Below are 22,778 nucleotides of genomic sequence, written 5' to 3'. Positions count from 1 at the left end.
GGCCGGTCCCGCGCAGCAGGAGGCATGTCCGCGCATGATCGTTCCGGCTGGGCCGTCTTCGGCATCGGCGACTTCCGCCTGTTCGGCTCGGCCCGGTTCCTCACGGGCCTCGCCTACCAGATGCAGGCGGTGGCGATCGGCTGGTACGTCTACGACCTGACCCATTCCGCCCTGGCGCTGGGCCTCGTGGGCCTCGCGGGCTTCCTGCCGGCGGTGCTGTGCGCGCTGATCACCGGCCACGTCGCCGACGCCTACGACCGGCGCCTCGTCGGCGCCGCCGCCTTCGCGCTCCAGAGCGCGGCGAGCCTCGGCCTGCTCGCCTGCGCCCTCGCGGGCGTGCACTCCGTCTGGCCGATCTACGCCCTGGTCATCGTCGTCGGCACGGCCCGGGCCTTCGCCAACCCGGCCCTGCAGGCGCTGCTCCCGACCCTGGTGCCCGGGCCGCTTTTCGGCTCGGCGATCGCGTGGAACGCGTCCCTCTGGCAGAGCGCGTCGGTGATGGGGCCGGCGCTCGGCGGCTTCCTCTACGCCCTCGGACCCGCCGTCGTGTTCGGTGGGGCAGGGGGCAGCTTCGCCCTGGCCAGCGCCCTGACCCTGCTCATCCGCTACCGGCCGGCAGCGGTGAGCGAGCGGCCGCCGATCACCTGGGCGGCGCTCTCGGCCGGGATCGACTACATCCGCTCCCAGCCGGTGGTGCTCGGGGCGATCAGCCTCGACCTGTTCACGGTGCTGCTCGGCGGCGCCACGGCGCTGCTGCCGATCTACGCCGCGGAGGTCTTGCACGTCGGCCCGCTCGGCCTCGGCGCGCTCCGGAGCATGCCGGCCTTCGGGGCTGTCGCCATGGCGGTGCTGCTGGCGAACTACCCCCTGCGGCGCCACGCGGGCGTGCGCATGCTCCGCGCCGCCGCGGTGTTCGGGGCCGCCACGGTCGCGTTCGGGCTGTCGACGTCGCTGCCGCTGTCGATGGTCTGCCTGTTCGTCACGGGCGCCGCCGACATGATCTCGGTCTACGTGCGCCAGACCTTTGTGCAGGGCGAGACGCCGGACGCGATGCGCGGCCGCGTCTCGGCGGTGAACACGGTGTTCATCGGCGCCTCGAACGAGCTCGGCGAGTTCGAATCGGGGCTGCTCGCCGCCGCGATCGGCGCGGTCCCGGCGGTGGTGGTCGGCGGGGCCGCGACGGTCGGGGTCGCGCTGCTCTGGGGCAGGCTCTTCCCGGCGTTGAAGGCGCGCGACCGGCTGATGGTGCAGGGATAGCGCGCCTTCGCGCGGCTCGGGACGCGACGCGTCCCGGATGACGGCCGTGGCGATCGTGGCGCCGCGAGCCGGCGCCGCACGAAACGCGGGTCCCCTCTCCCGTATGGGGGAGGGGTAAGGCGCAGCTCTCTCGACCGGAGCTGCCGTCCTGCCGAACCGTTGCACCAGAATCGGGAACGGCCCCGGAGCCCGCCCCGTGAGCCGGGCTCCGCGACGCGCTCAGCGGCCCGACAGCAGCGGCGACCAGGTCGGGTCGGACGCGTAGGCGGGCGTCGGGACCGGCTGCTCCACCTTGCCGGTGATGTCGACCATGAACAGCTTGCCACCGCCCTGGCCGCCCGGATCGCGGAAGAACAGCACGTACTGGCCGTTCGGCGCGAAGGTCGGGCCCTCGTTGTGGAAGCCCTCGGTGAGCACGCGCTCGCCGGAGCCGTCGGGCTTCGAGACGCAGATGGCGAAGCCGCCGTTGCGCTGGCGGGTGTAGGCGATCAGGTCGCCCCGGGGCGAGAAGGCCGGCTGCGAGGCCGAGCCGGGGCCGAAGGTGATCCGGTGCGGGTTCGAGCCGTCCGCCCCCATCACGTAGACCTGCTGGGAGCCGCCGCGGTCGGACTCGAAGGCGATCTGCGACCCGTCCGGCGAGTAGGTCGGCGAGGTGTCGATCGCCATGCCGTTGGTGATCGAGCGCTGTGCCTTCGAGGCGAGGTCCATCGTGACGATGTCGGCGTTGCCGCCCTGCTGGACGCTCATCACGATCTTGCGGCCGTCCGGGGAGAAGCGCGGGCTCGCGCTCATCGAATCGACGTTGCCGAGCGCCTGGCGGGAGCCGGTCTCCAAGTTGATCATCTGCACCCGCGGCTGGTGGCCGGTGGCCTGGGCCATGAAGGCGATGTCCTGCGTGGCCGGCGAGTAGCGCGGGGCCACGATCGACATCTCGCCGGTGGTGATCGCCCGGACATTGGCGCCGTCCTGGTCCATGACCATCAGGCGCTTGCGGCGGTTCTCCTTGGGGCCGGTCTCGTCCACGAAGGCGATGCGGCTGTCGAACCAGGGCCCGAGGCCGGTGATCTTGGTGTAGACCCCGTCGGCGATCAGGTGACCGGTGCGCCGGACGTTGGCGGCGTCGGTGCCGTATTGCTGGCCGGTCATCTGCTGGCCGTTGGTCACGTCCCAGAGCCGGAACTCGACCTTGACCCGGCCGCCCTCGCGGACGACCCGGCCGGTGACGAGGCCCTGCACGCCGGTGGCGCGCCACTTCTCGAAGTTCGGCGCGGCGTCGAAGTTCGGCTGCTCGGGGAAGCGGGCGTGGTCGAGCGGCGTGAAGTAGCCGGAGCGGCGCAGGTCGTTGGTGACCACGCCGGAGACGAGGCCCGCGAGGCTCGGGTCGCCGCCGAAATCCGCGATGGCGATGGGCATCGGCTGGAAGTTGCCGCCGCCGATGCGCAGCTGCAGCTGCGCCTGGGCCGGCCCCGCCAGGAGGCCCGTCAGCATCACGAGGAGCGCGAGCAGGCGCGCGGCATAGGACGTCGGGAGGCGCCCGACGGAGGGGAGGTGCAGCATGGTGGGTCGGATCCGAGTGACGATCAGACGGGAACGCGGGGACGGCGGGACACTGGCTGGAAGACCTCAGGTCGCCGTGAACTCGAACTCCGCGTTGATGGCCTTCCAGTCGTTGTAGTACGGCGCGTAGGTGGCCGGAATGTTGTACGGCGCGCAGCGGCGCACCGCCCGGAGCGCGGCCTGCGCGATCGACTGGTCGACCGCGCTCGCCCCGCCGCGCATGATCCGCGGCTCCGTGCTGAGCGAGCCGTTCGGGTTTAGGCGGATGTCGAGAACCGGCAAGACCACGCCCTGGGCCGCGCCGGGGGGCGCCGAGTAGCACCGCTCGATCTGCTGCTGGAGCAGGCCGACCAGGGCGTCGCGCAGCGACGGCGACAGGCGCTGCGCGTTGCCGGTCGCGGCGCCGAGCGCCGCCACCTTCTGCACCGCGTGGCCTGTGGCGCCGGTCGACTGCGACGGCGCCTTCGAGGCGAGCATCGAGCGGATGTCGCCGGCGTTGAACTTGTCGGCGAGTTCAGCCTGCTTGCGCGCCTTGGCCTCGGCATCGGCCTTGGCCTTCGCGTCCGCCATGGCCTTCGCCTTCGCCTTGGCGGCGGCCTCGGCTTTGGCGGCCGCCTCGGCCTTCGCGGCCTCAGCTTTCGCCTTGGCGGCGGCCTCCGCCTTCTCGCGCTCGGCTTCGGCCTTGGCCTCCGCGATCTCCTTCTGACGCTCGGCTTCGGCCTCGGCCTTGGCCTTCGCGTCGGCGGCCTTCTTGGCCGCTTCCTTTGCGGCTTCGGCCTTCTTCGCGGCGGCGGCCTTCTGGGCGGCCGCCGCGGCCTCGGCCTCCTGCTTCTCGATCAGCTTCTCGAGCTGCTCGCGCTTCTCGGCCTCGGCCTTCGCGACCGCCTCGGCCTTGGCCTTCGCCTCGGCCTTGGCGGCGGCAGCCTTCTCCGCAGCGGCCTTCTCGGCCGCCTTCTCGGCCGCCTTCTCGGCCGCCTTCTCGGCCGCCTTCTCGGCCGCCTTGGCGGCGGCCTTCTCGGCGTCGCGCTTCTCCTGCGCGGCCTTCTCCGCCGCCTTGGCGGCCTGGGCCGCCTCCTGCGGATCGGGCTCGGCGCGCAGCGGCATCTCGTCCGCGTTGGCGAGCTTCATCTCGGCCGTGCGGGTCGGCGCGGTCGGCGCGTCCTGCTTGGAATTCTCGGGCTCGCGGTCCTCGAACTTCTCGGCCTTGCGGTCGGCCCGCGAGGTGGCGTTCGGCATCGGCTTGTCGGCCTGACGCTCGCCCTTGGTGATCTCGGAGAACTGGTTCTCGGTGATCACCTCGACGGGCACGCCCTCCTGGGCCTCCGGCAAGGCCGGGGCCGCGACGCTGACCAGCGCCAGCGCGAGGAGCGCGACGTGGGTGCCGGCGGAGATCCAGACACCCGGTTCCTTGCGGTCGAAGCGGAACTCCACGGGACGGCCCTACTGATGCTCAGGCTCGGTGACGAGGGCGACCTTCTTGAAGCCGCCGCCGGTCACGATCGCCATCACCTGCGCCACGCGACCGTAATCGACCCGCTTGTCGCCGCGGACGAAGACGCGCTCCTCGGTCCCGGTCTTGGCGGTCTCCATCAGCTTCGGCACGATCGAGTCGTCGGTGAGCTCGTCCTCGCCGAGGAAGACCTGGCCGGTCTGGCGGATCGACAGGGTGATCGGCTTCACGTCGGAATTGAGCGGCGAGGCCTTGGATTGCGGCAGGTCGAGGGGGACGCCGACGGTCATCATCGGCGCCGCGACCATGAAGATGATCAGGAGCACGAGCACGACGTCGATGAACGGCGTCATGTTGATCTCGTTGATGGGTCCGCCGCGGCGGCCCCGGCGCCGGCGGCGCTTGCCGCCCTGCGATGCGCCCGCTGCCATGCCCATGAATCGGTCTCCTCTGGATCAGCCGGTTCAGGCGGCGAGCGGCAGCCGCTCGTCGATCTGGCGGGAGAGGATGGCGGAGAACTCGTCGGCGAAGCTCTCCAGCCGCGACTGCGCCTTGGAGACTTCGGCCTGGAGCTTGTTGTAGGCGAGCACCGCCGGGATCGCGGCGAACAGGCCGATGGCGGTGGCGAACAGCGCCTCGGCGATGCCGGGGGCGACGACCGCGAGCGAGGTGTTCTTCGAGGCCGCGATCGAGGTGAACGCGGTCATGATGCCCCAGACGGTGCCGAACAGGCCGATATACGGGCCGGCCGAGCCGATCGAGGCGAGGAACAGCAGGCGCGACTCGAGCCGCTCGACCTCGCGGTGGATGGTGACGTCGAGCTGCTTCTCGATGCGCTGCGACAGCGACTGGATCTGCCGGCCGGAGCCCTCGAACGAGCGCTTCCACTCGCGCATGGCGGCGACGAAGACGGCGGCGAGGCCCGTGGCCGGCCGGTCGTTGAACGAGCGGAACAGCTCCTCCAGGGAGCGGCCGGACCAGAACGCGTCCTCGAACGCGTCCATCTCGGCCTTGGTCCGGCGGAACAGCAGCGTCTTGTCGACGATGATCGACCAGCACCAGATCGAGGCGCTGAGCAGCCCGATCATCACGATCTTCACGACGAAGTGGGCCTGCAGGAACAGGCCGAGCAGCGTCATGTCGGCGACAGGCGCGGCCTGCATCGCGTCGGCTGGGTTCATCCGTCGAGGTCTCCTGCTCCGGATCGCGATGCGCCGGGCGAGGCCCGCGTCCGCCGGATCCGTGAGCGATATCAACGCTGTCGCCCGCGAATCTGTCGAAAGTAAGGGCCGTCGACGGCCCCCGCGCCCCGCCGTGGCATCGCCTCCGTTAAGGGCGCGGCAGGGTTAAGGATCGGTTTCGATCCGGGCGATCCTGAGGCATGTGCCGCCGTCCGACGGGCCGTCCGGGCTGGACCTGCCGAAAGCGCCTCCCGTATGGTCGCGGCCCACGGCGCCGAGTCGACAGCCCTGAGATACGCAGGACGCGCATGACCCTCCCCGTTCCCAGCCTGCCCGATCTGCTGCCCACCGGCCCGGCCCGGTTCCTGGGCTGGTCCATGATCGCCGACCCGATGTTGGCCGGCTTCCTGGCGCGCGCCGGATTCGACGCCGTCTTGCTGGATCAGCAGCACGGCACCTACGACTACAAGACGTCGTGTGCGGCGATCACCGAGGTCGCCCTGGCCGGCAAATCGACCCTGGTGCGCGTGCCGGTGGGCGACTTCGCCATGGTCTCGCGGATGCTCGACGCGGGCGCCGCCGGCGTCGTGGCGCCGATGATCAACACCGTCGCGGATGCCGAGGCCCTGGCGGCGGCCGCGAAATTCCCGCCGGTTGGGCAGCGGAGTTGGGGACCGGATCGGGCCATGTGGCTCTCGGGGCTCCGGAACGGCGCGGACTACCTCGCGGGCGCCAACGATCGGGCGCTCACGATCGCCATGTGCGAGACCGAGGCGGGGATCGCCGACCTGGAGGCGATCCTCGCCGTGCCGGGCATCGACGGCGTCCTGGTCGGCCCTGCCGACCTGTCGATCGCCCTGTCCAAGGGGGCGGCCATCGACCCGCTGGGATCGGCGGTCACGGCGGCCCTCGGGGAGATCGCGCGCAAGACCCGGGCGGCGGGCAAGATTCCCTGCGCCTTCGCGCCGTCGCCGGCGCGCGCCCGGGAGATGGTCGGGATGGGCTACCAGCTGGTCTCGGTCGAGTACGACGCGCTGACCATCGTCAACGCCTTCGCGCGGGTGCTCTGCGAGGCCGACCCGGCGCGGGCCGGCTGAGGTCTAGGCGGCCTCGCCGGGCGCGAGCCGCCGCCGCAGCGCGTCCGGGAGGCGGACGGCGCGGCCGTCCCGCACGCAGGCGACCGTGACCTCCGCGGAGACCAGCACTTCGTCGCCCCGTCGGACGTCCTGGGCGAGCTGCATCGACGCGCCGCGCAGGGCGCGCGTGCGGGTCACGACGGTGAGCAGGTCGTCCATCCGGGCCGGCCGGAGGAAATCGAGGCTCATGCGCCGCACCACGAAGACGAGGCCGCGTGCGTCGCGGTGCAGGTCCGACTGGTCGCCGGCGAGTTCCCGCAGCAATTCGGTGCGGCCGCGCTCGAGGAAGCGCAGGTAGCTGGCGTGGTAGACGAAGCCGGAGAAGTCTGTGTCCTCGTAGTAGACGCGCACGCCCATCCGGTGGGGCGGGGCACCGTCCTCCGCGGGTCCGTCACTGGCGGGCTCGATCGCGCTCATGCGCCCCTTTAGCGACGGGCGGTGCGACGGCGCAACACGACGAGGGCCGCCCTGGGGCGGCCCTCGCGCAGATCACGCCATGCGCGGCGCTCAGCCGCCGATGCGGGCCGCGAGGCTCGCCGAGTGGGCGTGCTCGTCGGCGATGTAGGGCAGGGCCTCGGTGGCGAACTTGCGGCCCTGGGCGTTGTCGCCCTGCTTGGCGTAGGCGTCGTAGAGCGCCAGGGTGCGGGCGTCCGAGCGGGCCTGCTGGTCGATGTAGGTCCGGTCGAAGGCCCGGCCGTTCGGGGCCGCCTGGAGCTGCGCCAGACGCGCTTGTCCGCGCTCGCCGAGGGCCACGCGGCGGCCCGGCTCGGCCGGGCTGTTGTCGACGATGCCGACCGCGCCGAGGGCGCCGCCGACGATGCCGGTGCCGATGTTGGCGGCCACCGTCACCGGCGCGAGCACCAGGCCGACCGGGTTGCTCAGGTCGGTGCGGATGCCCTGGTTGTCGGAGACCACCGAGCCGTTGCGGGTGAGGGAGGTGTTCGGCGGCAGCAGCGCGTCGGTGGTCGCCTTGCGCTCGACGAGGACGCGGTTGGCGTAGTTGCGGACCCGGGGGTTGCGCGACCGCTGGAGGGCGATCCGGCTCGCCTCGATGCTGGCGGCGTCCGAACGCAGCGCCTCGGCCCGGAAGGCGGGCGTCTCGGTCGCGGCGGCGCCGACGCCGTCCTGATTGGCGAAGGGCAGCACGCGGATCGGCAGGGCGTCCTGCGCGAAGGCGGGCGCCGAGATGGCGGCGACGGACAGGCCGAGCACGGCGAGCGTGAGTTTCTTCATGGCGGAAGTTTATCCCTGACGTTGTTCTTGAGATCGCGAAGATCTGCCGCGATCGGAGGGCAGGACCCTGATCGGGACAGCCTTGCCGGCGCCGAGCGGACCCGGCGCGGTCGCCTCCCCAACTGTCGCGTTTCGGCGCTGTTCCACGCGATCCGGCAGTTTTTACACGTACGTGATCGATGAGATCCACGCCTAAGCTTGGCAATATTGTTCTGAGACGATCACAAAATGGCTGTTACGGCAGCGACTTGCCGAGATCGCGACGCGGAACTCACCCGGCTGCCGCGCGCAGCACTGTGCGTCCCGCGCATGTGCCCGGTGAAATGCTGGTCCGAATTCAATGCATGGAGACGCGTTGATCGGTCCTCAGGGCTCTCCGTCACCGAAGACGCCGAACTGCCCGGGCGTCTCGCGCTTCGGTTCCGGCATCTGCATGTGCCGGTAGGCGTGTCGGGTGAGGACGCGTCCGCGGGGTGTGCGCTGCACGAAGCCGCGCTGGATCAGGTAGGGCTCGATGATGTCCTCGATCGCGTCCCGCGGCTCCGACAGCGCCGCCCCGATCGTCTCGATCCCCACCGGCCCGCCCCCGAACGCGCGCGCGATCAGGCTCAGGTACTTGCGGTCCATCACGTCGAGACCCGCCCCGTCCACGTCCAAGAGCTGCAGCGCCCGGTCGGCGATCGCCCGCGTCACCGTCTCGGCCTCCGCCACCACCGCGAAGTCCCGCACCCGCCGCAAGAGCCGCCCGGCGATCCGCGGCGTGCCCCGCGCCCGACGGGCGATCTCGTTGGCGCCCTCCGCCGACATGCCCAGGCCCAGCACCCGCGCGCCGCGCGCCACGATCTGCTCCAGCTCGTCGATCTCGTAGAACTCCAGCCGGATCGGGATCCCGAACCGGTCGCGCAGCGGCGTCGTCAGCAGCCCCGCCCGCGTCGTGGCGCCGACGAGCGTGAACTTCGGCAGCTCGATCTTGACCGAGCGCGCCGCCGGGCCCTCGCCGATGATCAGGTCGAGCTGGTAATCCTCCATGGCCGGGTAGAGGATCTCCTCGACCGCCGGGTTGAGCCGGTGGATCTCGTCGATGAACAGGACGTCGCGCTCCTCCAGGTTGGTGAGCTGGGCGGCCAGATCCCCGGCTTTGGCGATGACCGGCCCGGAGGTCGAGCGGAAGTTCACGCCGAGCTCGCGCGCCACGATCTGGGCGAGCGTGGTCTTGCCGAGCCCGGGCGGCCCGACGAACAGCACGTGGTCGAGCGCCTGCCCGGTCTTCCTCGCCGCCTCGATGAACACCTGCATGTTCGCCCGCGCCGCGCGCTGACCGATGAACTCGGACAGGCTCAGGGGGCGGATCGTCTGATCGACGTCCTCGGTGCGCTTCTCCGGTGTCAGGAGCGCGTTGGTCGGAGGCTTCGACTTGCTCATGAACCCTGCTTCGTGGACCGTGCCGCGGCCCGCGATGGGCGGTCTCGCAGGACGGCTGGGCACCGGCGCGTCCGGTTTTGTTCTTCCTTACCCGTGAAAGCCGGGAAGTCTAAGCGCCGCGGCCGGGCAAGGTGGCCAAGTGTCGTGGCCAAGTGTCGTGGCCAGGTGTCGTGGCCGGGCGTCAGCCCGTGTGGCGCCACCGGCGATGTGAGCGAGCGCACGGGCCGTCGCGATCGACGCAACCGGGATGCAACCGAACCGCCGGCCCGCGCATTCCTGGACCAAACCTCCAAGCATGGCCGCAGGGCGCTTCTCCCCGATGAAACTCCGTACGATCGCTGCCGCCGCAGCCGGCACCGTCATGCTCGCCGTTCCGCTCGCGGCCCAGGCCGCCAACGGCCCGGCCGAGACCAAGGTCGCCGAGGCCAACCCGCAGGTTCATCCCGTCTCGGCGGAGCGGGAGGACGATGTCACATGCAGCCGGGCGCGCCGCCGTCTGTGGATCGAGGGCGAGGGCTGGGTGGTCCGGCGGATCACCACCTGCCGCTGACCGGTGCGCACCCGGGGGCCGATCGGCTGGGCATGACGGGACCGTTACGCACTCTGCGCGACTGGAGACGCGGAACGGCCAATGATCCGGTCTGTTGGCCCCGCACCCGGCGCGCACCGCGCCCGCCGACACCCCTCGGAGCCGGACCCATGGCCAACCGGACGATCGTGACCCTGCTCGCTCTGGCGGCGGCGGCGCCCGCGTCGGCGCAGACCTTCCGGAGCACCGATCCCTACGCTCCGGTCGCCTACGCGCCCGGTTACGCCGCCGATCCGGGCTTTGCCGGCGAGTTCGTGCGGGGCACCTATATCGGCGCCCCGCTGACCCGCGTGCCGCGCCCGACCCAGATCGTGCCCACGCCCTGGAGCTACGGCACCTACGGCGTCCCGACGGTGACCGGCATCCAGGCCGCTCCAGCGGCCGAGCCGACCCTGACGGTGATCAACGCCGCCCCCTACGGCCGCCGCGGCGCGCGCGCCGTCGGGGCCGACCCGGTCGCGGGGGCCCGGGTCATCGCGGTTCAGGTTCCCCGGCGCTGAGCGCCGCGAACCACGCCGCGTAGGGCGTGTTGCGGACGAGGTGCCGGTTGAGGTCGGGCGCGCCGTCCGTCCACCAGACCGGCCCGCGCTCGCCGAGTCCGACCTTCGCCGCATCGACCTCGGCCCTGGCGGCGGCGAGCGCCTCCGCGGCGCCCGGCTCGCCCGAGCGCTCGGCCCGCTTGGCCTCCTTCACGCCCCGGCGCGCCGCCATCAGGCGCTGCACCAGCGCGGCCCGACAGGTGTCCGACAGATCGGGATTCGCGCGGCGCCACAGACGCGCTCGGACAACGATATAGCGCCGATCCGGAGTGGTAATGGCCACGCTCATACCGGGGTTCAGCTCCGTTGGGGGGCGGTTAAGCCTTCCAGCTTACACCGCGGATATCGGGTGCGGGTCACGCCATGCAGATCGTCATCGTCGACTCGAGCCGCGTCGTGCTGCAGATCATCGCGTCCCTGATCGAGCCGCGCGGCCACGCGGTGCACCCGTTCACGGATTCGGAGCGGGCGCTGGAATTCCTGGCGGCGACGCCCGCGGTCCGGGTCCTCATCACCAGCCTGGAAGTGCGGCCGCTCTGCGGGCTCGAACTCTGCTGGTCGGCCCGGCTCCTCGCCGAATCCCGCGGGCCGCTGCACGTCATCACCATGTCGTCGGCCCGCAACGTCCGCAGCCTGGCCGAGGCCCTCGACAGCGGCGCCGACGACTTCATCGAGAAGCCGCCGAGCGCCGAGGAGCTGAACGCGCGCCTGCGCGCGGCCGAGCGCCTGACCACCATGCAGGAGGAGCTGATCCGCCTCGCCGAGACGGACCCGCTGACCGGCTCCTACAACCGGCGTGCCTTCTTCAAGCGCGCGCGGGCCGCCGCGGCACGGGACCCGAGGCCGGGCGCCGTCTCGGCGATCCTCCTCGACATCGATCACTTCAAGCGCATCAACGACGAGCACGGGCACGATGTCGGCGACGTGGCGATCAAGGCCGTGGCCGAGCTGATCGCCGGTGCCGGGATCGCGGGACGCCTCGGCGGCGAGGAATTCGCCGTCATCCTGCCCGGCCGCGGGCTCGCGGAGGCCGTGGCGCAGGCCGAGCGCCTGCGCGCCGACGTCCAGGGCCTGCGGATCCGCGGGGCGCGGGGTCCGATCGCGCTGAGCTGCAGCTTCGGCGTCAGCACGTGGCGCGACGGCGACAGCGTCGAGGCCCTGGTCAAGCGGGCCGATGTCGCGCTCTACGCGGCGAAGGGCGGCGGCCGGAACCGGGTGGTGCCCGATCAGAGCGAGGGTATCCGCGCCGTCGCGGGCTGAACCGGACCGCCCGTCCCGGATCGGCACAGTCCGTCGAGCGGTGTCCCACCGTCGTCCCAGATCGGCGCATTGATTCGCCGAGTATCCGTTTCTGGGGAGCGATTCGGCCAATATAAAGCTTAATATTCGCGAGTTGTTGCTGGAACGGATCTTGGAACTTCGCCTTCGATCCCGGCCGCCTGTATCAAGCCGGGAGAGAGAGGTGCGAGGTCATGAGTACGGCCGTTGGCGTCCTGATCCTGGATGAGCCGGAGGACCTGAGCGCGACGGTTCGCGCCACCCTCGAGCACATGCCCGAATTCCACACCATCGGCGAGGCCGATCTCGATCGCGCCGACGCCGGCAGCAGCGTCGCCCTGGTCTTCCTCGACGAGATCCGGCTGGCCGACGGGATCGCCCGCATCGTCGCCCTGAAGGAGCGCCAGCCGGCGCTGCGCACGCTGGTCGCCTTCGGCGCGCTGACGGCGGACGACCTCCGCGCCCTGCTGGCGGCGGGCGCCGACGCCTTCGTGGCGCGCTCCAAGTCGCCGCGGGACCTCGGCGCGGCGCTGCTGGCGCTGGCGGAGGGCTCGGACGTGCTGGTCCCGCCGGAGCAGCCGGTGGCGATGCCGCCGGAGGCCGGCGAGAGCCTCGGGCTGACGCCCCGCGAGGCCGAGGTGCTGCGCTTCCTGAGTTCCGGGTTCAGCAACAAGGAGGTCGCGCGGCGGCTGGCGCTCAGCGTGCGAACGGTGGAGACCCACCGGCTCAATCTCCGGCGCAAGACCCAGACCGGCCGGCTCAAGGACTTGGTCTCGCTGGCCCGCCAGCTCGGCCTGGCCCCCGTGGTCGATTCCGGCGATCAGGTTCGGCGCGGCACCGACAACCGGTCCTCGGGCAACGACAACCAGTCCCGGCACTGAGAGGGGGATCGGGCGGTCTCGGCGAGACCGCCCCCCTAAGCGGCCGCGGCCGCCTTCCGGGCTCCGGACGCGCGCTTGGCCGCCGTCCCGCTCTTGGACCGCTCTGGCGCCTTCGCCCCGCGTTTCCGCGCGCCCGCCGGCTTGACCCGACCTCCGGCCTTGACGGCGTCCTCGGCGGCGGAGAGGCGCGCCTGCAGGAGTCCCAGCACCGCCGCCTCCTCGGGCCGCAGGCTCGACAGGTCCTCGCTCAGCTCCGATTCGACCGCGTCCTTCACCTGCAGGAGCAGGCCGCCCTCTAGGTAGCAGTCGAGGATCTGCGGGTGGATGTAGCACTTGCGGCAGATCGTCGGCGTGTTGCCGAGGCGGCCCGCGACGTTCTCGATGGCCGCGCGGATGTTGCGCTTGGCTCCGGCCTCGCTGTCGAAGCTCTCGAACTCCCGCAGAGCCAGCGCCGCCAGCACCGTGCCGGCCCAGGTCCGAAAATCCTTGGCGGTGAAGTCCTCGCCGGTGATCTCCCGCAGGTACGCGTTCACGTCCGAGGAGGTGACGTCGCGCTGGGTGCCGTCCGGGTCGAGATACTGGAACAGCTCCTGGCCCGGCAGGTCCTGGCAGGCCTTGACGATCCGGGCGACCCGCCGGTCCTTCAGCGACACGTCCCAGGTCTTGCCGCTCTTGCCCTTGAAGCGGAACGACAGGGCCGAACCCTCGATCCGGACATGGGGATCGCGCAGGGTCGTCAGGCCGTAGCTCTTGTTGGTCCGCGCGTAATCGTCGTTGCCGACGCGGATCAGCGTGGTCTCGAGCAGGTGGACCACGGTGGCCAGCACCTTGTCGCGGGGCAGGCCCGGCCGCTTCATGTCGGCGTCGACGCGCCGGCGGATCCCGGGCAGCGCGTCCGCGAAGGCCATGATCCGCGAGAACTTGTTGGCCTCCCGCGCCTGCCGGAAGTCCGGGTGGTAGCGGTACTGCTTGCGCCCCTTCGCGTCGCGGCCGGTCGCCTGGATGTGGCCGTTCCGGCGCGGGCAGATCCAAACGTCCGTGTAGGCCGGCGGGATCGCGAGGCCGCGGATGCGGGCCAGCACCCCCTTGTCGCGCACCGGCGCACCCTTCGCGTCGCAGTAGCGGAAGCCGGTCCCGCTCCGGCGGCGGGTCAGCCCGGGCCGGCCGTCATCGACGTAGACGAGCCCGGCTTCCTCGGCCGCGGCGCGGAGGTCTCCGCCGCTCTCCGCCGTCTCGACGCACGCCATGAACAGCCCCTCCCATCGACGCCGCCGGGCTGCCTCGCCCGGCGAGAAGGCCTTGGACAACCGGCGGCACGGGATCGCCGTTCCGGGCCTGCACATCCGTCGCAGGACGGGCCCCGCCGCCGTGCTAGAGGGGACGGATGCAGTCCGATGCCGAACCCGGGAACCTGCCCGTTCCGATGCGCCGCCTGGTCTTCGTGGTGACCGAGGACTGGTTCTTCGCCTCGCATTTCCTGCCGATGGCCCGCGCCGCCGTCGGCATGGGTCTCTCGGTCGCGGTGGTGACGCGGGTCCGCCTCCACCGGGCCGCCATCGAGGCGAGCGGCGCGCAGGTCGTCAACCTGGAGGCCGAGCGGGCGAGCCTCAACCCGATGGCCGCGGGCTACGCGGCCGGGCAGCTCGCCGCGATCCTGAAGGCGCTGAAGGCCGACATCGTCCACTGCATCGCCCTGCGCGGCATCCTGGTCGGCGGCACGGCCGCCGCCATGGCGGGAATCCCGTCCCGCGTCTTCGCCCTGACCGGCCTCGGCCTCGTCGGCGCCCGGAGCGACCGCCTCGGCCGGGCGGCGCGCCTCGCCCTGCGGGCGCTGATCCGGGGGCCGCTGGCCTCGTCGCGGACGCGCTTCCTCTTCGAGAACCCCGACGACGCCCTGGCCCTCGGCCTGGACCCGCTCGACCGGTCGGTGACCGTGGTGGGCGGCGCCGGCGTCGATCCCGCGATCCTCGTCCCGCAGCCGCTGCCGCCGATGCCGCCGCTGCGGGTGGCCGTCGTCGCCCGGATGCTGTGGTCGAAGGGGATCGACGTCGCCGTCGAGGCCGTCCGCCTCGCTCGGAGCCAGGGCGCGCCGGTGGAGCTGGCGCTGTACGGCGCGCCGGACCCGTCGAACCGGCGGGCGATCGGCGCCGACACCCTGCGCGCCTGGAGCCGCGACGGCATCGTCTGGCACGGGCCGACGACCGACGTCGCGGGGGTCTGGGCCGGCCACCACGTCGCCTGCCTGCCCTCGCGCGGCGGGGAGGGCCTGCCGCGGACGCTGCTGGAGGCCGCCGCCTGCGGCCGGGCGCTGGTCGCGTCCGACGTCCCGGGCTGCCGCAGCCTCGTGCGCGACGGCGTCGAGGGCCTGCTCGTTCCCCCGGACGACGCGCCCGCCCTGGCCGCCGCGCTGGCGCGCCTGAGCGGCGATGCCGGTCTCGTCGCCGGCCTGAGCGCGGCCGCGCGGGCGCGGATCGAGACCGGGGGCTTCACCGAGACCGCGGTGACCGACCAGGTCCGCGCCGTGTGGCGCGACCTGCTGGAGGCCTGACCGTGCGCGCACCGGACGATCCCGCCGGCTTCATCCGCGCCAACACCCGCCTGCTGCCCGTCCCCCACGCGCCCGAGATCCGCCTGCACGTCGCCGACGAGGCGACCGATCTCTGGCAGCGGACCGAGGAGGAGTTGCAGGCGATCGGGCTGCCGCCGCCGTTCTGGGCGTTCGCCTGGGCGGGCGGCCAGGCGCTCGCCCGCTACGTCCTCGACAACCCGGACGTCGCGGACGGCGCGCGCGCGGTGGATTTCGCCTCGGGGTCCGGCCTCGTCGCGATCGCGGCGGCCCGCGCCGGGGCGCGCCACGTCGTCGCCAGCGACCTCGACCCCTTCGCCGTCGCGGCGATCGGGCTGAACGCCGCGGCCAACGGCGTCGGCGACCGCGTCGCCGCGATCGCCGACGATCTCCTCGCCACGGATCCCCGGGCCGATCTCGTCTTGGCGGCCGACGTGTTCTACGAGCGCGACCTCGCCGAGGCCGTGACCGCCTGGCTCGTTCGCCTGCAGGCGCGCGGCGTCACCGTGCTGATCGGCGATCCGGGCCGCACCTACCTTCCGCGGGACCGCCTCGACTGCCTCGCGACCTACGAGGTTCCGGTCTCGCGCGCGCTGGAGGATTCCGAGATCAAGCGCAGCCACGTCTGGCGGCTCCGCGGATGACGGATCCGCCGAGACGGTCCCGCCGGACCGCCGCCCGCGCGGCCGCGCCGAGGCTTTATCCGGCGCGGGAATGCGTTACCGTCGAATCGACCCGCGTCGCGTGCCGCGCATGCGCCAGGGTGTTCGGAGTCCCGGATCAGGGCGTGCTGCGGCGGAAGGTTTCGTGGTGAGTGTCGAGTCGAGTGTGAAGCCTAGCCGTGCCCGCGTCGTCGCCTTCTCGGGCAGCGCCAAGCGACCCTCGCGCACCCGCATCCTGGTCGAGGCCCTCGGCGCCGAACTCGGTCGCCTGCGCGGGATCGACCTCGCCGTGTACGACCTGATGGATGCCGGCCCGGGCCTCGGCGCGACGCAGCGGGACGACCTCTCGGCGCCCGCCGCGCGCCTCGTCGAGGCGATCGAGGCGGCGGACGCGCTGATCGTCGGGACGCCTGTCTACCAGGGCGGCTATGCCGGGCTGTTCAAGCACGTCTTCGACTTCGTCGACCCGGCCCGGATGATCGGCATGCCGGTGGCGCTGACCGCGACGGGCGGGGGCCTGCGCCACGCCCTGGTGGTCGAGCACGGGCTCCGGCCCCTGTTCGGCTTCTTCGCGGCCCATGTCGCGCCGACCTCGGTCTATGCCGGGTCCGACGACCTGGTGGACGGCCGCATCGTCGACGAGACCGTGGCGATCCGGCTGCGCGCCGCGGCCGCGGAACTCGCAGCCCTGCTCGACGTGTCGCGGACGGCCTCGTCCGGCGCATCCGGCTGACGGGAGACTCCCCCGGCCTGAGGCGGGCCCTAGATCGGAGGGGGACCACGCTCTTCCGCGAGGGATCATGTCAGGCTCTCCGCTCACGGCCGGCAAGGCGCCGACCGCGCTGCCCGCCACCTACGTCACGGCATCCGGACTGCCGCGCTACCACCCGGTCTCGCAGGCGCTGCACTGGCTGAACGCCGCCCTCGTCCTGGCGGTGCTGCCGCTCGCCTGGGTCGCGATCAGCCTGCCGCCGACACCCGCCAAGGGCAGCATGTTCGTGCTGCACAAGTCGGTCGGCCTGACGATCCTGGCAATCGTGGTCGTGCGGATCCTCTGGCGGATGATCCGGCCGGCGCCGCCGGACCCGCAGGCGCCCCGGCTCCTGACGCTGATCGGGCGCATCAACCATTTCCTGCTCTACGCGATCTTCCTGATCATGCCGATCAGCGGCTACCTGCTCAGCGCGCTGTCCGGGCGCGACACGCCGTATTTCTGGCTGTTCACGATCCCGGGACTGCCGAAGGACGACGCGACGCAGAAGATCTTCGAGTCGATCCACGTGTTCGGCCAGTGGCTCGTCTACGCCCTGGTCCTGCTGCATATCGCCGGCACGGCGTGGCACTTGGTCATCCGCCGCGACGGTCTGCTGGAGCGGATGCTGCCGGTCCAGGACGGGCGCGGCTCGTCGCGCTGACGCACCCGTCATCGAGCGCGCGGCCGTCGCCGCGCGGTGCGCTCAATCGACGCGGCGCAGGACGAAGGTGGTGCCGACCTCGGGATCGCGCCGCCACCGGCCGTCGCCGCTCGGCACGAGGTCGATGCTGTGGCCCCGCTTGGCGGTCAGCGTCATCCGGCCCTTCGCGTAGCGCCAGCGCACCGGGTCGAGCACCTCCAGGCCGCTGTCGTGGCAGCCGGGGACGATGCGCACGCCGCCGCCGGTGCCGTCGAGGTTGATCCGGCAGGTGTCGCGCTGCTGGAAGCGGTCGAGGGCGTAGAGGCCCGGCGCCGGCCCCGCCGAGGCGGTCGCGGTCGAGGCGGTCGGCGGCGGCTGCAGCTCGGCCGGCACCGGGGCCGCGGTCTGGAGCGGGGAGAGGGCCGGGCTCGCCGGATCCGTCGGCGCGGTCTCGGGCGCGGCGGCCGCGTCGGCCGGCCGCATCGCGACGATGTCGAGGGGAACGAGACTGTAGCGCTCGCCGCCCTCGGCCTGGGCGACGAGGCTGCGCTGGTCCGGCCGCTTGGCGAAATCGAGGACCGGGCGGACGTTGCGGTCGACGAGGCGGACGGCCCCGTCGACGAAGAGCCAGCCGGCGACGCTGTTCAGGACCGGCAGGGCCCGTCGGCATCCGGCCGGGAAGCGCAGCCGCTGCCCCGCCTCGCCGCTGTCGAGCACCAGCGTCATGACGCAGCGGCGGTTGGTGCCGTCCCGCGACAGGTCCCAGGTTCCAGGCACCTGCCCGAGCTTCTCGGGGAGGCTCGGCGGCGCGGTCGGAGCCGGGGGCGCTGCGAGCGTCTCCGCGGCCGGAGGAGGGGACGGCGGTGCGGCCTCCTCGGTGGCGGCGGGCACGTCCTGGGCGGCGGCCGGCCGGACGATCGCGGCGGTCGCGATCAGCGCCGATGCGGCCAGCAGGGCGGCCCGAGCCTGTCTCACGCGGTCGGTCTCCAGGGTGTCTCGGCGACGGGCGTCAGCGGACCCCGTCCCTCGAACCACGAGACGACGTTGTCGACGACGAGCTGGGCCATCGCCGCGCGGGTGTGCTCGGAGGCCGACCCGACATGCGGCAGCAGCACCGTGTTGTCGAGGGCGGCGAGGTCCGCGGGCACGTGCGGCTCGTTCTCGAACACGTCGAGGCCGGCGCCGAGGATCGTGCCCGCCTTCAGCGCCGCGGTCAGCGTCGCCTCGTCGACCAGGGTGCCCCGGGCGACGTTGATCAGGATGCCCTCGGGGCCGAGCGCCTCCAGCACGGCCGCGTCCACGAGGTTGCGCGTGTCGGCGCCGCCGGGCGCCACCACGATCAGGATGTGGACCGCGCGGGCGAGGCCGATCAACGTATCGTGATATGTGTAGGGTATGTCGGCCTGCCGGCTGCGGCCGTGATAGTCGATCGCGACGCCGAAGCTCTCCAGGCGGTGGGCGATCGCCCGCCCGATCCGGCCGAGACCGAGGATGCCGACCCGCCGCCCGCGCAGCGATGCCGTCAGCGGGAAGGGCGCCTTGGGCCAGTGGCCGTCCCGCAGGTAGCGGTCGGCCTGGGGGATCCGCCGCAGGGTGGCGAGGGTGAGGCCGAGGGCGAGGTCGGCGACCTCGTCGGTGAGGACGTCCGGCGTGTTGGTGACGACGATCCCGCGCCGCTGCGCCCCGGCGGCGTCGACGGCGTCGTAGCCCACGCCGAAATTCGCGATCAGCTCGAGGTTCGGCAGCCGGTCCATCAGCGCCCCGTCCACCCCGCCGCCGACGCAGAGCGCCCGGATCCGCGGGCCGATCTCGGCGAGCAGGGCCTCCGGGTCCGCGGCCTCAGCCAGCCGGTGGACCCCGTACCGCCCCGCGAAGGCCTTCTCCACCAACGGGTGCATCTTCCGGAGCAACAGGATCTCGACCGGGGCCTCAGCCATCGTTCACTCCCACGTTCGGCCGCACGTCGGTGTCGGCCGCCTCCCCCGTCCCGGCATAGAGCCTGTGCGGGGTGGGGCGCCAGCGCGCAGGAGTGGCCGGCGGTGACAACCGCGCGGATCAGCCGGGCGGCCGTTCGGCCGGCACAGGGCTCGCCTCTTTCGAAAACCGCGCGCGATGCCTACTAAGGACCACGCATCATCGCGAGAGTTCTGCACCGACCCCAATCGCCGAAGACGAAGACCGATGACCAGCCCGCGCACCCTCTACGACAAGATCTGGGACGACCACGTCGTCGATGTCCAGCCGGACGGCTCCAGCCTCCTCTACATCGACCGGCACCTCGTCCACGAAGTGACGAGCCCGCAGGCCTTCGAGGGTCTTCGCGTGGCCGGCCGCAAGGTGCGCCATCCGGAGAAGACGCTGGCCGTCGTGGACCACAACGTCCAGACCTCGGACCGCTCGCAGGGCATCGAGGATCCCGAGAGCCGCACGCAGCTCGAAGCGCTCGCCGAGAACGTGCGCGACTTCGGCATCGAGTTCTACGACGCCCTCGACCGCCGCCAGGGCATCGTCCACATCATCGGCCCGGAGCAGGGCTTCACGCTGCCCGGCCAGACGATCGTGTGCGGCGATTCGCACACCTCGACGCACGGCGCCTTCGGGGCGCTGGCCCACGGCATCGGCACCTCGGAGGTCGAGCACGTGCTCGCCACCCAGACCCTGGTGCAGCGCAAGGCCCGGAACATGCGCGTCTCCGTCGATGGCACGCTGCCGCCCGGCGTGACCGCGAAGGACATCATCCTGGCGATCATCGGCGAGATCGGGACCGCCGGCGGCACCGGCCACGTCATCGAGTATGCCGGCGAGGCGATCCGCGCGCTCTCGATGGAGGGCCGGATGACGATCTGCAACATGTCGATCGAGGGCGGTGCCCGCGCCGGCATGGTCGCCCCCGACGCGACGACCTTCGCCTACGTGAAGGACCGCCCGAAGGCGCCGAAGGGCGCGGCCTTCGACGCAGCCCGCCGCTACTGGGAGAGCCTCGTCACCGACGCCGGCGCGCATTTCGACCGCGAGGTGCGTCTCGACGCGGCCAACCTGCCGCCGATCGTCAGCTGGGGCACGAGCCCCGAGGACGTGATCTCGATCCAGGGCCGCATCCCGGACCCGTCCGAGATCGCCGACGAGAACAAGCGGCAGTCGAAGGAGAAGGCGCTCACCTACATGGGCCTGACGCCGGGCACCCGGATCACCGACATCACCCTGGACCGGATCTTCATCGGCTCCTGCACCAACGGCCGCATCGAGGATCTGCGCGAGGTCGCGCGGGTCGTCGGCGACCGGAAGGTGCACGAGGGCGTCTCGGCGATGATCGTGCCGGGCTCCGGCCTCGTGAAGGCGCAGGCCGAGGCCGAGGGTCTCGACAAGATCCTGAAGGCGGCGGGCTTCGACTGGCGCGAGCCGGGCTGCTCGATGTGTCTCGGCATGAACCCGGACAAGCTGCGTCCGGGCGAGCGCTGCGCCTCGACGTCGAACCGCAATTTCGAGGGCCGCCAGGGTCCCCGCGGACGCACGCACCTCGTCTCTCCGGCCATGGCTGCGGCCGCGGCGGTCACCGGACACTTCGTCGACATCCGGGAGTGGCCGCAGGGCTGAAATCGCGATTGACGCCGGCGGCTCCGTTGCCTAAACGGAGCCGTCGCCGGCCGATGGCCGACGGCGAGCCCAGGTGGCGGAATTGGTAGACGCGCTGGTTTCAGGTACCAGTCTCGCGAGAGGTGAAGGTTCGAGTCCTTTCCTGGGCACCAAATGCCTGACAGCAGCCCGCCAACGTATTGGCGGGCTTTGTTGTTTCTGGGGTGCGGGATCTGCGGACCGAGGATGCGGGCGCCCGTCCCGCCTCTCGGGCCGTCAAAGCCCGACCCACTGTCCGCGTATCGGTCGCCCCGTTCGACCGACCAGCCCCGGCGCTGTGCCGCCGTTTCCTCGGCTGTGGCGAGCCATGCGATCACGGGGCGGCGAGGAGGCACGGCGGTAGGAGTGGTCGTCCGGGTCTCAGGGGGCACCGTTCGACCTGGAGACCGGAACCGCGGTGCCATCCCGCGCGTAGACGAGGTCTCGACATTCCCCAGCGAGATCACCTCGAACCGCCCGGCTCCGGCCGTGGCGGTTTTTTCGTGCCCCGCGCTGCGACAGTGCCGTGCGCGCGGCGGCGTGACGTCCCTCCGGGGATCCACGCAAACCCGCCGGCACGGCCGCGCCGGCTTCTCCCGATCACGCTGCGGTGACGCGCCGGTAGCTTGCCGCGAAAGCCTGGGCTTCCTCGTGCGTCAGATCGGTGACCACCAGCCCCGGCGCGTAGACCGTCCAGCGGCCGTCGTTGTCCTCCGATATACGGATCTCGACCACCGCGGACCTCCTCGATTGCGAGTGGAAGCTCACCGCTACTCTCGCGAATTGTTGTGGGGGTGCAATACCTCTTAAGGTGCTGGGGTTTCCTCCGGCACGGAGACGCGGCGGCATCCGCGGGAGCCCATTTCCCGGCAGGGGCACGCCCCGCGTGACCGCTACAGCCAGCGCTCGTCGAGGTCCGTGGCGTTCCTGTCCGCGACAGGCTGCGTCTCGTCACCCTCGGCGAACACCACCACGTCGTCCGGTCCGACGTCGCGGGTCGCGTAGAAATCCCAGCGCCGGTGGATCACGCGCGGACCGCCGAAGATCCGGTAGGCGTTCCAGTACCGGTCGTCCCGGAAGCCGACATAGTGGACGCAGCGGGTCGCCATCGGCTCACCGGAGGCGGGCCATCAGCCGGGCCAGGCGCGGCCGCAGCGGCAGCGACAGCCGGTAGGCCAGCTCGGCGACCGGCACAATCGGCCGGACACCGAGGACGCGCAGGTCGACCAGGCGGCCGAGCCAGCGCCAGCCGGGCAGTGTCTGCCAGAGGCGCGCGAACGCGGCGGCGCCGGAGATCAGCTGCCCGTCCGCGGTCCGGACATGGAAGCGGCGCAGGGTTCGGGCTCGGTCGAGATCCGCGCCGAGCGCCGGCTCGGGCGCCCCGGAGCCGACGTCGACGAAGGCGAGCCGGTCCGCGCCGGCGCACCGGCGATACTGGTCGATCTCGGCGCGGCACAGTGGGCAGCCGCCGTCGTAGTAGACGCTGAGCCGCCCGTCGGAGCGATCCTCGGCCATGGCCCGCCGGTGCTCAGGGGCTCAGTTCGCGGGCGGGCTCAGGACGAGCTTGCCCTTGAAGGGCGCGTCGGCGTTGCGCGTGCTGGTGCAGGCGTACTCCTCCTGCCCGGCCTTCATCGTCCGCAGGCGCAGCGTGCCCTTGCCGTTCTGCTTGACCGTGTAGCCCTTCTCGCTGGCGACATGCACGAGGTCTCCGTCGGCGTGCAGCACGAGGCCGTTCTCGAACTGCCCGGGCGCGGTGATCGTCACCGGCGCGTCGGCGCTGCTCACGATCTTCAGCGCGACGTTGGTGTCGGCCGGAAGCTTGAGCTCGGCCGGGTCGCAGACCGGCTTGCCGTCCTTCAGGCTGATCGTCAGCTCCACGGGCGGCATCGCGTCAGTGGCGGGCGGCGGCAGGGGCTTGCCCTGAGCCAGGGCCGGCCCTGCGGCCAGGACAGCAGAGAGAGCCAGGAGCGTCGCCGATCCGCGCGCGAGTGTCAGCATGTGGGTTCAGTTCCGATTGGAGG

At 72.1% G+C, this 22,778-nt stretch carries 26 protein-coding genes and 1 tRNA gene; 12 read left to right on the top strand and 15 right to left on the bottom strand.

Going from position 1 to position 22,778, the window contains the following annotated elements:
• Positions 1-24: 24 nt before the first annotated feature.
• Positions 25-1,257 carry an MFS transporter gene (locus BM314_RS03635; protein ID WP_091976959.1) on the top strand — a complete coding sequence of 411 codons (1,233 nt, stop codon included), beginning with the start codon at positions 25-27 and terminating at the stop codon, positions 1,255-1,257.
• A 219-nt stretch (positions 1,258-1,476) separates the two neighbouring features.
• Here the strand turns inward: BM314_RS03635 and tolB are convergent, their stop codons facing one another.
• The 4 genes from tolB to tolQ all read right to left on the bottom strand — a co-directional run bounded on the left by tolB (position 1,477) and on the right by tolQ (position 5,445).
• On the bottom strand, positions 1,477-2,814 hold the full coding sequence (gene tolB, locus BM314_RS03630; protein ID WP_091976958.1) for a Tol-Pal system beta propeller repeat protein TolB: 1,338 nt from the start codon (positions 2,812-2,814) through the stop codon (positions 1,477-1,479).
• Between the two features lie 66 nt (positions 2,815-2,880).
• Positions 2,881-4,245, bottom strand: coding sequence for a cell envelope integrity protein TolA (gene tolA, locus BM314_RS03625; protein ID WP_091976956.1), 1,365 nt, complete (start codon positions 4,243-4,245; stop codon positions 2,881-2,883).
• Positions 4,246-4,254: 9 nt separating this feature from the next.
• On the bottom strand, positions 4,255-4,701 hold the full coding sequence (locus tag BM314_RS03620; RefSeq protein ID WP_020093363.1) for an ExbD/TolR family protein: 447 nt from the start codon (positions 4,699-4,701) through the stop codon (positions 4,255-4,257).
• A 27-nt stretch (positions 4,702-4,728) separates the two neighbouring features.
• The gene (gene tolQ / locus BM314_RS03615) at positions 4,729-5,445 is read right to left on the bottom strand and encodes a protein TolQ (RefSeq protein ID WP_012317751.1); all 717 of its coding nucleotides are present in this window, start codon (positions 5,443-5,445) and stop codon (positions 4,729-4,731) included.
• Between the two features lie 308 nt (positions 5,446-5,753).
• Between tolQ and BM314_RS03610 the strand changes: the two genes are divergently transcribed.
• Positions 5,754-6,542 carry an HpcH/HpaI aldolase family protein gene (locus tag BM314_RS03610; protein ID WP_020093362.1) on the top strand — a complete coding sequence of 263 codons (789 nt, stop codon included), beginning with the start codon at positions 5,754-5,756 and terminating at the stop codon, positions 6,540-6,542.
• A gap of 3 nt (positions 6,543-6,545) precedes the next feature.
• Here the strand turns inward: BM314_RS03610 and ybgC are convergent, their stop codons facing one another.
• The 3 genes from ybgC to ruvB form a co-directional block, all read right to left on the bottom strand.
• Positions 6,546-6,998, bottom strand: coding sequence for a tol-pal system-associated acyl-CoA thioesterase (gene ybgC / locus BM314_RS03605; protein ID WP_042669272.1), 453 nt, complete (start codon positions 6,996-6,998; stop codon positions 6,546-6,548).
• Positions 6,999-7,088: 90 nt separating this feature from the next.
• On the bottom strand, positions 7,089-7,814 hold the full coding sequence (locus tag BM314_RS03600) for a DUF4142 domain-containing protein (RefSeq protein WP_042669273.1): 726 nt from the start codon (positions 7,812-7,814) through the stop codon (positions 7,089-7,091).
• A gap of 366 nt (positions 7,815-8,180) precedes the next feature.
• On the bottom strand, positions 8,181-9,236 hold the full coding sequence (gene ruvB, locus BM314_RS03595; protein WP_091976954.1) for a Holliday junction branch migration DNA helicase RuvB: 1,056 nt from the start codon (positions 9,234-9,236) through the stop codon (positions 8,181-8,183).
• 319 nt (positions 9,237-9,555) lie between these two features.
• Between ruvB and BM314_RS03590 the strand changes: the two genes are divergently transcribed.
• On the top strand, positions 9,556-9,786 hold the full coding sequence (locus BM314_RS03590; protein WP_026605348.1) for a hypothetical protein: 231 nt from the start codon (positions 9,556-9,558) through the stop codon (positions 9,784-9,786).
• A 149-nt stretch (positions 9,787-9,935) separates the two neighbouring features.
• Entirely contained in the window at positions 9,936-10,325 is a 390-nt protein-coding gene (locus tag BM314_RS03585) for a hypothetical protein (protein WP_091976952.1), read from the top strand.
• Here the strand turns inward: BM314_RS03585 and BM314_RS03580 are convergent.
• The gene (locus tag BM314_RS03580) at positions 10,297-10,653 is read right to left on the bottom strand and encodes a hypothetical protein (protein ID WP_091976950.1); all 357 of its coding nucleotides are present in this window, start codon (positions 10,651-10,653) and stop codon (positions 10,297-10,299) included. The two genes, BM314_RS03585 and BM314_RS03580, sit on opposite strands and share 29 nt — an antisense overlap.
• Positions 10,654-10,727: 74 nt before the next feature.
• Between BM314_RS03580 and BM314_RS03575 the strand changes: the two genes are divergently transcribed.
• Together BM314_RS03575 and BM314_RS03570 are read left to right on the top strand one after the other, a co-directional pair.
• Positions 10,728-11,624 (top strand): GGDEF domain-containing protein, encoded by an 897-nt coding sequence (locus tag BM314_RS03575; RefSeq protein WP_091976949.1) that lies wholly within the window; start codon positions 10,728-10,730, stop codon positions 11,622-11,624.
• A gap of 212 nt (positions 11,625-11,836) precedes the next feature.
• A complete protein-coding gene (locus BM314_RS03570; protein WP_091679872.1) occupies positions 11,837-12,523 on the top strand; it encodes a LuxR C-terminal-related transcriptional regulator in 687 nt (228 codons plus the stop codon).
• A 35-nt stretch (positions 12,524-12,558) separates the two neighbouring features.
• On the opposite strand, the gene BM314_RS03565 is transcribed toward BM314_RS03570, so the two are convergent.
• Positions 12,559-13,770 (bottom strand): DNA topoisomerase IB, encoded by a 1,212-nt coding sequence (locus BM314_RS03565; RefSeq protein ID WP_091976947.1) that lies wholly within the window; start codon positions 13,768-13,770, stop codon positions 12,559-12,561.
• A 137-nt stretch (positions 13,771-13,907) separates the two neighbouring features.
• On the opposite strand from BM314_RS03565, the gene BM314_RS03560 reads away from it, so the two are divergent.
• From BM314_RS03560 to BM314_RS03545, 4 genes are all read left to right on the top strand, one after another.
• Positions 13,908-15,071, top strand: a complete 1,164-nt coding sequence (locus BM314_RS03560) for a glycosyltransferase (protein WP_091976946.1) — start codon at positions 13,908-13,910, stop codon at positions 15,069-15,071.
• Positions 15,072-15,073: 2 nt separating this feature from the next.
• Positions 15,074-15,733, top strand: coding sequence for a class I SAM-dependent methyltransferase (locus BM314_RS03555; RefSeq protein ID WP_020095846.1), 660 nt, complete (start codon positions 15,074-15,076; stop codon positions 15,731-15,733).
• Between the two features lie 184 nt (positions 15,734-15,917).
• A complete protein-coding gene (locus BM314_RS03550; RefSeq protein WP_020095845.1) occupies positions 15,918-16,484 on the top strand; it encodes an NAD(P)H-dependent oxidoreductase in 567 nt (188 codons plus the stop codon).
• 67 nt (positions 16,485-16,551) lie between these two features.
• A complete protein-coding gene (locus BM314_RS03545) occupies positions 16,552-17,166 on the top strand; it encodes a cytochrome b (RefSeq protein ID WP_091976944.1) in 615 nt (204 codons plus the stop codon).
• A 42-nt stretch (positions 17,167-17,208) separates the two neighbouring features.
• Here BM314_RS03545 and BM314_RS03540 read toward each other — a convergent pair whose 3' ends face one another.
• Positions 17,209-18,120 (bottom strand): AprI/Inh family metalloprotease inhibitor, encoded by a 912-nt coding sequence (locus tag BM314_RS03540; protein ID WP_091976943.1) that lies wholly within the window; start codon positions 18,118-18,120, stop codon positions 17,209-17,211.
• Positions 18,117-19,082, bottom strand: coding sequence for a 2-hydroxyacid dehydrogenase (locus tag BM314_RS03535; protein WP_091976941.1), 966 nt, complete (start codon positions 19,080-19,082; stop codon positions 18,117-18,119). Before BM314_RS03535 ends, BM314_RS03540 begins: the two co-directional genes overlap by 4 nt.
• A gap of 244 nt (positions 19,083-19,326) precedes the next feature.
• Here BM314_RS03535 and leuC point away from each other — a divergent pair, with 244 nt between their 5' ends.
• Both leuC and BM314_RS03525 read left to right on the top strand, forming a co-directional pair.
• Positions 19,327-20,739 carry a 3-isopropylmalate dehydratase large subunit gene (gene leuC / locus BM314_RS03530; RefSeq protein WP_091976939.1) on the top strand — a complete coding sequence of 471 codons (1,413 nt, stop codon included), beginning with the start codon at positions 19,327-19,329 and terminating at the stop codon, positions 20,737-20,739.
• A 67-nt stretch (positions 20,740-20,806) separates the two neighbouring features.
• Positions 20,807-20,891 (top strand) — tRNA-Leu (locus BM314_RS03525).
• 466 nt (positions 20,892-21,357) lie between these two features.
• Here BM314_RS03525 and BM314_RS31240 read toward each other — a convergent pair.
• From BM314_RS31240 to BM314_RS03510, 4 genes are all read right to left on the bottom strand, one after another.
• Positions 21,358-21,492, bottom strand: a complete 135-nt coding sequence (locus BM314_RS31240) for a hypothetical protein (RefSeq protein ID WP_267965754.1) — start codon at positions 21,490-21,492, stop codon at positions 21,358-21,360.
• Positions 21,493-21,650: 158 nt separating this feature from the next.
• A complete protein-coding gene (locus BM314_RS03520; RefSeq protein ID WP_012317770.1) occupies positions 21,651-21,866 on the bottom strand; it encodes a hypothetical protein in 216 nt (71 codons plus the stop codon).
• Positions 21,867-21,870: 4 nt separating this feature from the next.
• Positions 21,871-22,272 (bottom strand): thiol-disulfide oxidoreductase DCC family protein, encoded by a 402-nt coding sequence (locus tag BM314_RS03515; protein ID WP_091976938.1) that lies wholly within the window; start codon positions 22,270-22,272, stop codon positions 21,871-21,873.
• A 21-nt stretch (positions 22,273-22,293) separates the two neighbouring features.
• Entirely contained in the window at positions 22,294-22,755 is a 462-nt protein-coding gene (locus BM314_RS03510) for a cupredoxin domain-containing protein (protein WP_020095838.1), read from the bottom strand.
• Between the last annotated feature and the right edge of the window lie 23 nt (positions 22,756-22,778).

It is taken from the genome of Methylobacterium sp. 13MFTsu3.1M2, assembly GCF_900112625.1.
GTDB lineage: Bacteria > Pseudomonadota > Alphaproteobacteria > Rhizobiales > Beijerinckiaceae > Methylobacterium.
The sequence above is the reverse complement of the archived record's forward strand: the minus strand, read 5'-3'. Positions and strand labels throughout refer to the sequence as shown.